This is a genomic window from Exiguobacterium sp. s63 (assembly GCF_018617335.1).
In the GTDB taxonomy this organism is placed as follows: Bacteria; Bacillota; Bacilli; order Exiguobacteriales; family Exiguobacteriaceae; genus Exiguobacterium.
Map to the genome: position 1 here is coordinate 813794 of NZ_JACSKB010000001.1, position 12684 is coordinate 826477.

Below are 12684 nucleotides of genomic sequence, written 5' to 3' on the forward strand. Positions count from 1 at the left end.
ATTTATTGTTTTAGCAAGACGGTTGCAATCCATGCAACACCAGCGTCATTCCCTCTTCTGTCGATTCGACGTCGAGCGTGACGTTCGCGGCTAGTGCTTCAGCTTCCTTCGCTACGGCAAACGTGAGGTCGTCGAAATGCTTCACTTCATCCGTCGTTTCCGGTGTCGCTACGGTCAGACCGAGTGTCGGTCCACAGCAGCCTGCCTCCGTGATGATGCGGACCGATTTCGTTTCTTCCTCTTCTAACGCAGTTTGTAAAAAGTCGATCGCTTCGTTTGTGATATTCATTGTATTTTCTCCTTTACTAATTGAGATAACGCCGCATATCCGACCGGCAGTCGTTCTTGCCATTCGAGCATCGTCGGACGTGACTTGGTGCTTACGCTTTCGAGCCACGGGACCTCATTCGCGACTTTCGCGGTCAATAATTTACTTGTGACCTCGAGCGTCGTGAATGATTGATTGACGACCCAGGCGAACGGTCGAATCGTCGCCCGTTCTAAGTCACTGGCGAGGCGCTCGGCCTCGTATACCGGTGTCGCTTCAGGCAATGTCGTGATGATAACGTGCGTTTGTTTCGGATCACGTAGTTTCGGTAACAATTCTCGGACCGCTTCCGGAACGAGACCGGTCGAGCGTTCGAGTTCGCGGTGATAACTCTCGGTCGCATCTAACAGAAGAAGCGTGTGTCCCGTCGGTGCCGTATCGATGACGACGAAACGATCTTTCGCTTTCGCCACTTGATCGGCAAAGGCACGGAAGACGGCAATCTCTTCAGTACAGGGTGAGCGCAAATCTTCTTCGAGCATCGCACGTTGTTCATCGGTCATCTCACCGGCCTGTTCGAACACGTCCCGTCGATACGTCTCGACCTCGATTCGCGGGTCAATCGCGTCCACGGTGAACGTTTCTGGAACATCCGTCCCAATGGCCAATGCAACATGGCCAGCCGGATCCGTCGTCGTCAAATGGACGGCGTGTCCCCGTTCATGAAGCGCCACGGCAAGGAGCGAGGCGATTGTCGTCTTCCCGACGCCACCTTTCCCCATCGTCATGATGACGCTCGGTCCGTCCGCTTCCAACTCGTCGACGAGTTGATGGAGTTCCCCATATATACTCGTCTCGTACACCTCACGCGAGATCGCTACCTCTTGCCCGCTTCCCCAGCGCCGGAGTGCCGAAATACCGACAAGGTTCTCAAACGCATACGGTAGGGTGAAGACCGGAAGCGAGGCGAGTGTTTCCGGGAGCGATTGAAGCGTGTCTTGTTGGCGATCGATGACCGCACGCGCAAACCGGTCCGTCGCTTCTTCTAACGAGATGACACCATTGATGATGAGCTGCATGTGCTCGATTCCGATCGCCTGTAGCTCGGTGGCGGCACGTTCGGCCTCCAACAGTGTCGACACGTCTGGTCTGGCGACGAGGAGCAGAGTCGTCTCTTCCCCATCACGCAGTGTCTCGACGGCACGTTTGTATTGGTGTTGCTTCTCCGAAAGACCGGCGAGCGGACCGAGGCATGACATACCGGTCGTGTTCGTCTCTAAAAACTCATTCCATGCACTCGGTAGCGTCAAGAGCCGGAGCGTGTGTCCCGTCGGTGCCGTATCGAAGATGACATGGTCATACTGTTCGCGCGCCTCGTCTGACGTCAATAGCTCCGTGAACTGGTCGAACGCCGCGATCTCGACCGTACAGGCACCGGACAGCTGTTCTTCCATTGACTGGATGGCAACGTCGGGTAACACGCCGCGATACGGACCGACCATGCGTTCCATGTATTGTTTGGCCGCCTGATCAGGGTCAAAGTTGGCAATCGCGAGTGTCGTTCCTGCGACAAGTCGGGGCGACTCGTCGAATTTCATCTCAAAGACGTCTTGTAAATTGCTCGCCGGGTCGGTCGAAACGAGCAAGACACGCTTGCCACGGTCGGCAAGTGTCAATGCGAGACTTGATGCGGTCGATGTCTTCCCGACGCCACCTTTTCCGGTCAAGAACACATAACGAGTCGGTTGGGTCGTATGAAAATCAAATGGCAACATGAGCATATCTCCTTATTTCTTGAGTGAGATGCGAACTTTCGGTTTTTCTCCGTCCTGTTTGGCGAAAGCGGTGATCGGTAATCCCGTCAACTCCGCCAGCTCTTCATTCGTCAAATACGCGCCCCGTTTCACAACCTTCCCGTCGACAAGCGTCAATGGAAGCGACTCAATCCCGTTTGCGATTTCAGCTTTGACGACGCTGTTCTCGACGAAGCGATTCGGTTCCGATGCGAGATTGGATCGTGACACATCAAAACCGCGCTGCTGCAACACGTAGTGAATCGTCGCCACTCGCGTCAATTCTGGGTCGATGGACGGTCCGCATAACCCTGTCGGACAACACATTGCAGGCTCAAACACTTCAAGTTTCATCTTTTTCTCTCCTTACATCGCACAATCCGGCTCACAATCACAGCTCGGCTCGACGGTTTCTAGATTGGCTAATAATTCGGTGACGAGCGGATAAAACGGACTCGTCTCGTTCAACCGGTAATGAATCCACTGTTTGTCTCGACGCTCAAGCAAAAGGCCCGCCTGACGTAACATTTTCAAATGACGGCTGATCGCCGGTTGCGAGATATCGAAACGGTCGACGAAACTACACGCACATTGCTCGCCTGCCTCCATTTGTTTCAACATCGTCAATCGGGTAGAATCTCCGAGCACCTTGAGCACCTTACTCAATTCTTCAACGGCATACACTTTCTCTCACCCTCTCATATAACAAAAAAGTTATATAACCTATACGTTATGAAATTAACATAGTTTTATACGCGAAGCAATTGTCATTTTGGACTCAATTCGGTATGATGAAACACGTTGAAAATGAACGGATTCCAGTTTTTTGATTTTCGTGAGACTCGAAAATCAAATCATTATAAATAGAAAGGTGTGTTCTTTTGGAAAGATTGAATACGTTGAAACACGAATGGTTCGGAAACGTCCGAGCCGACATTTTGGCCGGGATCGTTGTCGCCTTGGCGCTCATCCCGGAAGCCATCGCTTTCTCCCTCATCGCGGGAGTCAACCCGATGATTGGGCTATACGCTTCCTTCATCATCGCGATGGTCATTTCGATTGCTGGAGGTCGACCGGCGATGATTTCGGCTGCGACCGGTGCGATGGCGCTCGTCGTCGTCTCACTCGTTGCTGACCATGGACTCCAGTATCTGCTCGCTGCAGGTATTCTAACCGGGATCATCCAAATCGTTCTCGGTTATCTCGGCATCGCCCGCTTGATGAAATTCATCCCGCGTGCCGTCATGGTCGGTTTCGTCAACGCGCTTGCGATTTTAATTTTCCAAGCGCAACTCTCTAACTTTGAAGGAGAGAGTTGGATCATCTGGGCGATCGTCGCCGCATCGCTCGCCATCATCTTCTTGTTCCCACGTGTGACGAAAGCCATTCCGGCACCGCTCGTCGCTATCGTCGTCATGACGGTCCTCGCGATCACGCTCGGACTCGACACGAAAAACATCGGGGACATGGGAACGATTTCTGCGACACTTCCGGACTTCTTGTTCCCGGACGTGCCGTTCACGCTCGAGACGCTCACGATCATCTTGCCATACTCAATCTCGCTCGCCTTCGTCGGATTGATCGAATCGCTCTTGACTGCCCAAATCGTCGATGACATGACAGGAACGGACTCAAACAAAAACCGTGAATCACGCGGACAAGGAATCTCGAACATCATCGCCGGTTTCTTCGGTGGGATGCCAGGATGTGCGATGATTGGACAATCGGTCATCAACGTCTCATCTGGCGCCCGTGGTCGACTCTCGACATTCACTGCCGGGCTCGCGCTCTTCATCATGATCATGACGATCAGCGATGTGCTCATGCTCATCCCGGTCGGTGCGCTCGTCGGGGTCATGTTCTTCGTCTCGTATGCGACGTTTGACTGGGGTTCGCTCAAAGCGATGCGTACCGCTCAAAAGTCGGACACGGTCGTCATGCTTGTCACAGTACTCGTCACCGTCTTCACGCATGACCTCTCACTCGGTGTATTAGGCGGAATCTTGACGGCTGCCATCTTGTTCGCCGCTAAAATTTCAAAAATCGACCTCGGTCGAAGTGTCACGTCCGACCGTGCCGACTATACGGTCAACGGACAGCTATTCTTCGCCTCGACGTCTGAATTCGTCAACCAATTCGACATCACGGAAGATGTTGATGCCGGTGTCAAAAAAGTCACAATCGACTTTGCGAACACCCATCTTTGGGACGATTCGGCCATCGGCGCAATCGATAAGGTCGTCTTCAAATATCGGGAAGTCGGCATCGAACCTGAACTGCTCAACTTGAACAAAGACTCGGAAAAACTGCTCAACACGCTCGCGCTTCACTTGAAGCAACAAAACGCGAACGCGGGACATTGATTCATCGTTCCCCCGACTCGTTAAATCACCTATACTGAAAGTAGAACGTGCGAAAGAGGAGGAGTTTTCATGGGAAAGGTATTTTTAGCGGCAGACGGTTCTGCCCACTCGAAACGTGCGCTTGAAAAAGCGATTCAGCTCGCAAAGGCGTCGCATGCATCGATTGACATCGTGCACGTCATCAGCGCGAAGGAATCGAAAGAAGCGGCCCTCAATTCGACAGGAAAGATCGACTTGGAGACGAAGCGAAAGCAGATGCTCAAACCGCTGTTTGAGTTGATGGAAGCAGAAGGCATCGCCTACGAATATATCGAACTTCGTGGGGAGCCGGACGTCGAGCTCGTCAAATATGCAAACCATGAGCCGTACGAGTATGTCGTCGTCGGATCACGCGGATTGAATACGTTCCAAGAGTTCGTACTCGGTAGCGTGAGTCATAAACTCGCCAAACGTGCTCTCGCCCCTGTCATCATCGTCAAATAATGAATCGTCCCCCACCTCTCCATGAGGTGGGGAATTTTTGTGTCACATACAGGGGACACCCCGTACGTGTAGAATGTGTTAAGGACAGTTTATTTTAATAAGGAGGTTCACACGATGGATATCGTAAACGACCCGAATACCCTTTTTCTCATTTTATTACCTGTTTTGATTCTGCAACTCATCTTACTCGTCGTCGCCTTGATTGACTTGTTTAAACGCGACGTGACGAACGGTCCAAAATGGGTATGGCTACTCGTCATCGTCTTCATCAACATACTCGGTCCAATCATCTACTTCCTATGGGGACGGACACCGCGATGAGAGTCACACATGTAACGAAACAATTCGGCTCCTTCACGGCACTCGATGATGTCAGTTTCGAATTACGACCAGGCTGTACGTCTCTCCTTGGGGAGAACGGTGCCGGGAAGACGACACTTTTGAACCTGCTCGCACGTGTCACCGAGCCGACAAGTGGCGACATGAGCGGACATGAACGCATTCGAATCGGCTATTTGCCGCAACGTCCGGCCCTCTATCCATCGTTGACACCCGTCGAGACGATTCGGTATGCCGCTGAATTGACGGGGACGAAACACGTCGACCCAATCCAACTATTGAAACGGGTCGGGCTCGAACCCGTCGACCGTCCAGCAACGAATTTATCGGGCGGGATGCGACAACGGCTCGGGATTGCCCAGGCGCTCGTGCATGACCCGGAACTCTTACTGCTCGATGAACCCGTCTCCGCACTCGACCCACGTGGTCGACGAGAAGTGCTCGATTTGTTGAGTGACTTGAAGCGAGAGCGGATGATCCTGTACTCGACGCACGTCCTTCCGGATGCCGAAGAAGCGAGCGACTGGGTGCTCTTGCTTCGCCAAGGCAAATTGCTCATGGAAGGGACCGTGACCGACCTGCTCGGGTCGAAGTCGACCATCGAGTTACGTCTTTTTGATGACGAGATGAGTGAAGCAGATTGGACGCAATTAGAAGGCGTGGCTCGGACAACGAAACGGGGTTCCACGTGGACGTTCGAGTCAACAGACCGGGATATCGCCGAACGGGCGATTTTGCGGCGCGTGTTAGAACGGAACGTCACCATCCAATCGCTACACGTCGGGCATCCGTCGCTCGAATCTTTATTTTTGGAGGTGAACGCCTGATGCGTACCGCAATCTTCAAACAGGAATGGCGAGAGGCATGGTCGAACAAACGGCTCGTCTGGATCCCGATCGCTCTCATGCTCCTTGCCTCGATGCAGCCGCTCACGCTCTACTTTTTACCGGATATTCTCGCCGCCGGCGGCAATTTACCGGACGGGGCCGTCATCGACCTTCCGACACCGACACCGGAAGAAGTATTAATCTCGGTCAGTGAACAGCTTCGGCAAATCGGACTTCTCGTCGTCTTGTTGTCGGCGATGCACACGTTCAGTCATGAGCGGACGAACGGGACGCTCGCCTGGCTCAAGTCGTTACAAATCCCGACGTCTCGCATCGTCATCAGCAAATGGGCACATTACGTCCTCTTGACGGTCGGTGGCCTCATACTCGCACAACTAGCGGCGGCTTACTATACGGTCATTCTTTTCGAGGTGTTTGATGTACCCGCATTTCTCGTATCGACGGCACTTCTCCTCTGTCATTTCGTCGTCCAGCTTTCCATCTTCATTCTCCTTGCGGCCATGATCGAGAGCGGGGTCGTCGCGGTCGTCATGACGCTCGGTCTTCATTTCGTCATGTCGCTCCTCATCGGATGGGTCGACCTCGATTGGATGCCATGGATGCTCGGTCCTCTATCGAGTCAGGTGCTCCTGACCGAGGTGGATCTCGTGTGGCCACTCGTGACGGGAACCGTTGTCGTTACCCTCTCCCTTTTTGTGGCGTCGAAACGACTTCGGTTCATGAGCCATTCGGCGTAAACGTCTGACTTCTTAAATGATTCATTTGCCACTATCTTCCCTTGGATAAAAATGGTTATATTATTTTATATAGCATTTTTTGAAAATCGGGAGGCTTACTCATATGAAGTGGAAGACAACTACCCTATTTAGTTTAATCGCCGGTACCCTCCTTACCTCTCCCCTTCTGACACATGCAGAAGGTTCATTCCAACAGACGGAGGATGGCATCGTCTATACGTCGAGTGATGGGACGGTATTGACGGGATGGCAAGAAATCGACGGCCATACATACTATCTGAATGAAGATGGCACCCTCCTCACAGGTTGGCAAGAAATTGAAGGGGCTACATATTACTTTGAGGCAGACGGTCGACTCATCACGGGTGCTTACGCGATTGACGGCACGACCTACACGTTTGACGAGAACGGGAAGTTGCTCACCGGCTGGCAGGAACGAGATGGTCTCGTCTACTATTACGATGAGACCGGTCAACCTGTCACGGGATTCCAGACGATCGCAGGCAAGCGATATTACTTCAACGAGGATGGGGTCCGTCTCTCAGGTTGGCAACAACTCGGGAACGCCAAGCATTATATTTTCCCGGATGGCACGATCCATACAGGGATGTATACGATTGACGGCAAGAAATACTATTTGATGGAGCAAGGAAAGATGGCGACCGGTTGGCAGACGATTGGCATACGTCGCTATTACTTCGGGGATGACGGGGTACGTCGCCAGGGACTCTCCCGAATTGGTGAAAAAGTATATGGATTCCATCCCTATTATGGGTATCGCCTCGAAGGACTGCATCGGATTAACAATCGTCACTACCTCTTCGGAAAATACGGCGATCGTAAGTACGGGCTACAACGAATCGACGGCGTCATGTATGGGTTCCATCCGACCTACGGATATCGACTAGAAGGTGTCCACACATTGAATGCACGCGTCTATTCGTTCGATTCCTACGGACGCCGCGAGTATGGGTTCCAAACGGTCGAGGGGAAGAAGATCGGATTCCATCCGACCTACGGATACCGGTTGCAAGGAAAATTCCGATTGGATGGAAAGACGTATCATTTCCACTCGACGGGTGTCCCCGAGAAGGGATGGAAATATACGACCCAGTACGAGTATTACGCTCCAGCGTTGACGAAGAAGACGGATTGGCAAGCCATCGACGGCAAGTGGTATTACTTTGATCCATACGGAAAGATGTATCAAAACCGTCGTGTCGGGAACGCCTCGTTCGATGCGCGGGGTGCCTATTCTCAGGCACTGTCCATCTATAAAATGAGTGTCCCACTCTATCGTCAGTTCCCGATGGGCTATCCGTCCGGCTGCGAGTTCTTCTCCCTCAAGATGGCACTTGAAGAGAAAGGTCGTGCCGTCAGCGCCTCGACCTTATATAACGAGATGCCAAAGAGTATGTGGAACGCCCGCTATGAGAACCGTCTCTATCGCTGGGTCGACCCGAACGTCATGTTCACAGGTGATCCGAAAGGGACGCTCGGCAAATATAAGAACTATGGGATCTATCCAAAAGGTATGATCGGATTCGCCAGTAAATATCGTCCGGTGAAAGACTTGTCCAACCAAGGACTTGGTTCAATCGAACGTGAACTGTCGATGGGCAACCCGGTCATCGTCTGGGCGAGCGTCGACTTCAACAAACCGTTCGGCTACTTCAACTGGTACACCGCTTCGAACAAGAAGTTCACCGGTTACGTCAATTATCACGTCATGTTGGCGACCGGTTATGACAAGTCAAACTTGTATATCAATGACCCGTATCGTGGTCGCTTGGTCATCCCGAAATCCAAAGTGAGCGCCGTCATGAGCGCGACAGGATGGAAAGCGCTCGCGGTCAGATAAGTAAGAAAGAACGTGCCTTTCATCGAATGGCACGTTTTTTGTGTGTGATTAGGAGAAAAGTACGAAATACAGAAATATAAATTCCTATTTTTATGATTAAATATTGAAATTAAATTTCTAGATGATACACTCCTGTTAAGAAATTGAAGCGCTTACACAAATCAAGGGAGGAACTTTTGATGAAAAAGTGGATGGGTGGTATGGCCGCGTTGACGATCCTTACGACTTCCATCGTCTGGTTGGATGCCGATGCGAAGTCTGAACCGAAAAAGCCAAAGGTCGAACTCGGGGTCGACCGCTTGATGGAAAATCCGGAGATTTTGAAAGGGAAACGGGTTGGACTGATCACGAATCCGACCGGGGTCAATGCGGAACGAACGAGCATCGTCGATCTATTCGACCAGTCCGATGACTTCGAATTGACGGCACTATACGGACCGGAACACGGCGTTCGAGGAGACGCCCAAGCCGGGTCGACCGTCAGCTCCTACATCGATGACGTGACGGGATTGCCCGTATACAGTCTATATGGTGCCACGAAGAAACCGACGGCTGAGATGCTACAAGATGTCGACGTGCTCGTCTTTGACATCCAGGATGTCGGGACACGCTACTATACGTATATCTATACGATGGCGTATGCGATGGAAGCCGCAGCCGAGAACGATATTCCGTTCGTCGTCCTCGACCGTCCGAACCCACAAGGTGGGCTTCGCGTCGACGGTCCGGTGCTCGACCCGGACTACTCTAGCTTCATCGGTCTCTATCCGATTCCACTAAAGCATGGGATGACCGTCGGAGAACTCGCGCAACTGTTCAACACTGAGTATCAGATTCAAGCCGACCTCGAAGTCGTCAAAATGAAAGGATGGAAACGTTCGATGATGTATGAGGACACGGGCCTCCCATTCGTCATGCCATCCCCGAACATGCCGACGACCGACACGGTCAACGTCTATCCGGCGACCGGGCTGTTTGAAGGGACGAACCTATCCGAGGGTCGTGGGACGACGAAACCGTTTCAGTTGATCGGCGCGCCGTATATTCACGCACATGAGTACGCGAAAGAGCTGAACGAACTCGAGTTGCCGGGAGTCGCCTTCCGGGCTGCCTCATTCACGCCGACGTTCTCCAAACATGCAGGCAAACTGACACACGGAGTCGAGGTGTATGTCACCGATCCAGCTCGATTCGAATCGACGAGAACCGGGATCGCGATGATTCAAACGGCTCATGCCATGTATCCGAACGACTTCGATTTTTTAGCGAACGACTTCATCACGAAACTGACAGGGAACGCTTATGTGAAAGACATGATTCTCGAAGGAGCTCCGCTTGAAGACATCCTGACGAAAATCGAGGACGAGCGAGACGCCTTCCTCCCGATTCGAAAAGAGTATTTGCTGTATAAATGAAGCGAGGATGGGCTCACGAAGAGTCCATCCTTTTTGTAATGAAATGGTAAAACCAAAAATCACCCAAACAATATAGAATATAGGGAGTCCCATAAAAGGAGTCGATTCCATTGAAGAAGCATCTCTCTCTACTACTCACCATCATTCTGACACTCGGTGTGATCGGGTCACCGCTCTCGACTAATCGCGTCCAAGCATATTATGAGACGTCGATCAACACGACCGGTTACGTAACGAACATCAGTCAACTCAACGTCCGGCAGTCGCCTTCTTTGAGCGCGAAACGACTTGCACTCATTCCACGAGACGGCTCGATGCGCGTCCGGACATCGTTCCAGTTGGATGGCGTGCGTTGGTATAAGATTCAATGGGGCAACGGCTATGCTTACCTGCCTGCCAAATATGTCCGCTTGTCCACTGCTGAGGTGAATTTCACGAAACCGACGTATGTCAAACCGTCGAGCGTCTATTTAAAATCACGTCCGCTCACGACCTCTTCGAACGTCAAGTTCGTCCGGCAAGGCACCGAACTCGAGACCGTGTCATATCGCTATACGGGTACGACTCGTTGGTATAAGGTCCGGTATGGTTCGTATACCGGCTACATCCTTGCGAAACACGTCAGCTTCACATCGCCCATCAACGTGTTGACTGAGACGAACAAAGAACGAGATGCTGCCGGCCTCTCCCTTCTCTCCGCTTCGAGTGAGGCAAATCGTGTCGCCCAAGTCCGTGCGGATGAGATGGCACGCACAGGTCAATTCTCGCATACGCTCAACGAGAACGGCACACCTGGTGACACGTTAGACGCATACGGTGTCTCGTATCGTGGCTGGGGAGAGAACATCTATAAAGGGTCAAGCGACCCGGTTCGTGCGGTCGATGCCTGGATGAACAGTAGCGGTCATCGCGCAAACATCTTGAATGCGAATTATACGCATCTCGGAATTGGCAAAGCGACCGACGCTCAAGGATTTACCATCCATGTCCAAGTCTTTTTAACGAAATAACCGCTGAAAAGACAGTCACGTCGTGGCTGTCTTTTTGTTTGACCATTCAAAAAAGCGGAATTCACATCCCGCTCTTAAGGTCGACTCGCTTCTTATATCTCGTGCTCTTTCACAAGCACACGAAAACGCGGTCGGACGGTCAATTCGATTGACGTCACGGTCCGCTTCCGATCTTCTGCGAGGACGATCAATAACTCCGCCTGATCCCGTCGGTCTTCTAAGATTTCGACTTTACTGACAGTACGGAGTAATTGATAGTATACGAGCTCCCCGTCCCGATTTTTGACGTTGATCTCAAATTCGTGATAGCTTGGTGATATTTTAAAGTAGAACGTCTCCTCTTTATTTGTGAATCGAAAAATCGACTCGTCATAGTAAAACGGTAACGTCGAATCCATTCGCTTCGGTTCGACGGTACAAAACGCGGAAAGCACGATCTCGTCCGGGAACAACGCCCCCTCTTGTTTATTGAATTGCCATCCTTTCATCCAAATCCCTCATTTCAACACCTTAATTATCTGAATAATTAGATTATTACACATTTTGATGATTCCGGACAGGGATATTCGTGACAATCCTCGAACACCTTTATAAAGAACGAGAAACATTTCACATAAGAGAGGAGTATCACGATGTCCATTATCTCGCTCGACCATGTCACGAAACGGTTCGGGGACACCGTTGCTTTGAACGACCTTAGTCTAAAAGTAGAAGCTGGGGAACTGTTCGGATTACTCGGACCGAACGGCGCCGGAAAGACGACCGCCATCTCGGTCATGTTGAATCTATATGAGGCAGACGCTGGATCGATTCACATTTTCGGAAAAGAGATGCCGAAAGACGAGCTGACCATCAAGCGCCGTGTCGGAATTGTGCCGCAACACGTCTCCGTGTATGATCAGCTGACCGTCTATGAGAATATTCAATTTTTCGCGGAACTATACGGATTCAATCCGAAAGAAGCGAAACAAAAGACCGAGGCCGCGCTTCACTTCGTCGAACTCGATGCCCATCAAAAGAAACGTCCCCCTGAACTATCCGGAGGTCTCCTCCGTCGCCTCAATATCGCTTGCGGCATCGTCCATGAACCTGAACTCATCTTCATGGATGAACCGACCGTCGCTATCGACCCGCAGTCGCGAAATACCATTCTAGAAAACATCCGTGAACTGAATCGTCGCGGCGCTACCATCATCTACACGTCACACTATATGGAAGAGGTTGAACTCCTTTGCGACCGAATCGCCATCGTCGATGAAGGAAAAATCATCGCCGAAGGAACGCAAGATGAACTGAAAGACAGCGTCATGACGCTCGAGACAGCACGGATCAAAGTCGATGCACTCACGCCAAATTTACTCGAACGCCTCGATGCACTCGACCACGTTCAAAAAGTGGAGTATGAAGAGCCGTACATCGAGGTGTCGTTAGACAAGGACACGCCGCTCGCCCCGCTCCTTGAGACACTCCATCAAGAATATGTCCACTTCACCTCCATCACGGTCGACCGCCCTTCCCTCAATACCGTCTTTTTGGCATTGACCGGGAAGACGCTTCGGGAATAGGA

14 protein-coding genes are annotated in these 12684 nt (G+C 51.6%); 9 read left to right on the forward strand and 5 right to left on the reverse strand.

Going from position 1 to position 12684, the window contains the following annotated elements:
• Nucleotides 1-10: 10 nt before the first annotated feature.
• The 4 genes from KNO90_RS04165 to KNO90_RS04180 are packed head-to-tail and all read right to left on the reverse strand — an operon-like array spanning nucleotide 11 to nucleotide 2745.
• Entirely contained in the window at nucleotides 11-289 is a 279-nt protein-coding gene (locus tag KNO90_RS04165) for a Fe-S cluster assembly protein HesB (protein ID WP_214741878.1), read from the reverse strand.
• Nucleotides 286-2043: an arsenical pump-driving ATPase gene (arsA, locus tag KNO90_RS04170; RefSeq protein ID WP_215113055.1), complete on the reverse strand. Its 1758-nt coding sequence runs from the start codon at nucleotides 2041-2043 to the stop codon at nucleotides 286-288. Before arsA ends, KNO90_RS04165 begins: the two co-directional genes overlap by 4 nt.
• 12 nt (nucleotides 2044-2055) lie before the next feature.
• Nucleotides 2056-2415: an arsenite efflux transporter metallochaperone ArsD gene (gene arsD / locus KNO90_RS04175; RefSeq protein ID WP_214741879.1), complete on the reverse strand. Its 360-nt coding sequence runs from the start codon at nucleotides 2413-2415 to the stop codon at nucleotides 2056-2058.
• Between the two features lie 12 nt (nucleotides 2416-2427).
• On the reverse strand, nucleotides 2428-2745 hold the full coding sequence (locus tag KNO90_RS04180) for an ArsR/SmtB family transcription factor (RefSeq protein WP_214741880.1): 318 nt from the start codon (nucleotides 2743-2745) through the stop codon (nucleotides 2428-2430).
• 197 nt (nucleotides 2746-2942) lie between these two features.
• Here KNO90_RS04180 and KNO90_RS04185 point away from each other — a divergent pair, with 197 nt between their 5' ends.
• From KNO90_RS04185 to KNO90_RS04220, 8 genes are all read left to right on the forward strand, one after another.
• Entirely contained in the window at nucleotides 2943-4424 is a 1482-nt protein-coding gene (locus KNO90_RS04185) for a SulP family inorganic anion transporter (RefSeq protein ID WP_215113056.1), read from the forward strand.
• Between the two features lie 69 nt (nucleotides 4425-4493).
• On the forward strand, nucleotides 4494-4907 hold the full coding sequence (locus tag KNO90_RS04190) for a universal stress protein (RefSeq protein ID WP_215113057.1): 414 nt from the start codon (nucleotides 4494-4496) through the stop codon (nucleotides 4905-4907).
• Nucleotides 4908-5021: 114 nt separating this feature from the next.
• Nucleotides 5022-5228, forward strand: coding sequence for a PLD nuclease N-terminal domain-containing protein (locus KNO90_RS04195; RefSeq protein ID WP_031422647.1), 207 nt, complete (start codon nucleotides 5022-5024; stop codon nucleotides 5226-5228).
• The gene (locus tag KNO90_RS04200) at nucleotides 5225-6073 is read left to right on the forward strand and encodes an ABC transporter ATP-binding protein (RefSeq protein ID WP_215113058.1); all 849 of its coding nucleotides are present in this window, start codon (nucleotides 5225-5227) and stop codon (nucleotides 6071-6073) included. The genes KNO90_RS04195 and KNO90_RS04200 overlap by 4 nt, the downstream gene beginning before the upstream one ends.
• Nucleotides 6073-6831, forward strand: a complete 759-nt coding sequence (locus KNO90_RS04205) for an ABC transporter permease (protein ID WP_215113059.1) — start codon at nucleotides 6073-6075, stop codon at nucleotides 6829-6831. The genes KNO90_RS04200 and KNO90_RS04205 overlap by 1 nt, the downstream gene beginning before the upstream one ends.
• Nucleotides 6832-6934: 103 nt before the next feature.
• Nucleotides 6935-8692, forward strand: a complete 1758-nt coding sequence (locus tag KNO90_RS04210; RefSeq protein WP_215113060.1) for a C39 family peptidase — start codon at nucleotides 6935-6937, stop codon at nucleotides 8690-8692.
• A gap of 191 nt (nucleotides 8693-8883) precedes the next feature.
• Nucleotides 8884-10107: an exo-beta-N-acetylmuramidase NamZ family protein gene (locus KNO90_RS04215; RefSeq protein ID WP_483299290.1), complete on the forward strand. Its 1224-nt coding sequence runs from the start codon at nucleotides 8884-8886 to the stop codon at nucleotides 10105-10107.
• Nucleotides 10108-10217: 110 nt separating this feature from the next.
• Nucleotides 10218-11117 (forward strand): CAP domain-containing protein, encoded by a 900-nt coding sequence (locus KNO90_RS04220; protein ID WP_215113062.1) that lies wholly within the window; start codon nucleotides 10218-10220, stop codon nucleotides 11115-11117.
• 92 nt (nucleotides 11118-11209) lie between these two features.
• On the opposite strand, the gene KNO90_RS04225 is transcribed toward KNO90_RS04220, so the two are convergent.
• Nucleotides 11210-11605, reverse strand: a complete 396-nt coding sequence (locus tag KNO90_RS04225) for a hypothetical protein (RefSeq protein WP_214741888.1) — start codon at nucleotides 11603-11605, stop codon at nucleotides 11210-11212.
• Between the two features lie 144 nt (nucleotides 11606-11749).
• On the opposite strand from KNO90_RS04225, the gene KNO90_RS04230 reads away from it, so the two are divergent.
• A complete protein-coding gene (locus tag KNO90_RS04230; protein WP_214741889.1) occupies nucleotides 11750-12682 on the forward strand; it encodes an ABC transporter ATP-binding protein in 933 nt (310 codons plus the stop codon).
• Nucleotides 12683-12684 lie beyond the last annotated feature (2 nt).

Bases quoted from the DNA above. Each gene is read 5' to 3' on its own strand.
- KNO90_RS04195 (WP_031422647.1), top strand. From the start codon at position 5,022: ATGGATATCGTAAACGACCCGAATACCCTTTTTCTCATTTTATTACCT.
- KNO90_RS04165 (WP_214741878.1), bottom strand. From the start codon at position 289: ATGAATATCACAAACGAAGCGATCGACTTTTTACAAACTGCGTTAGAA.
- KNO90_RS04190 (WP_215113057.1), top strand. From the start codon at position 4,494: ATGGGAAAGGTATTTTTAGCGGCAGACGGTTCTGCCCACTCGAAACGT.
- arsD (WP_214741879.1), bottom strand. From the start codon at position 2,415: ATGAAACTTGAAGTGTTTGAGCCTGCAATGTGTTGTCCGACAGGGTTA.
- KNO90_RS04205 (WP_215113059.1), top strand. From the start codon at position 6,073: ATGCGTACCGCAATCTTCAAACAGGAATGGCGAGAGGCATGGTCGAAC.
- KNO90_RS04230 (WP_214741889.1), top strand. From the start codon at position 11,750: ATGTCCATTATCTCGCTCGACCATGTCACGAAACGGTTCGGGGACACC.
- KNO90_RS04225 (WP_214741888.1), bottom strand. From the start codon at position 11,605: ATGAAAGGATGGCAATTCAATAAACAAGAGGGGGCGTTGTTCCCGGAC.
- KNO90_RS04200 (WP_215113058.1), top strand. From the start codon at position 5,225: ATGAGAGTCACACATGTAACGAAACAATTCGGCTCCTTCACGGCACTC.
- KNO90_RS04215 (WP_483299290.1), top strand. From the start codon at position 8,884: ATGGGTGGTATGGCCGCGTTGACGATCCTTACGACTTCCATCGTCTGG.
- arsA (WP_215113055.1), bottom strand. From the start codon at position 2,043: ATGTTGCCATTTGATTTTCATACGACCCAACCGACTCGTTATGTGTTC.
- KNO90_RS04210 (WP_215113060.1), top strand. From the start codon at position 6,935: ATGAAGTGGAAGACAACTACCCTATTTAGTTTAATCGCCGGTACCCTC.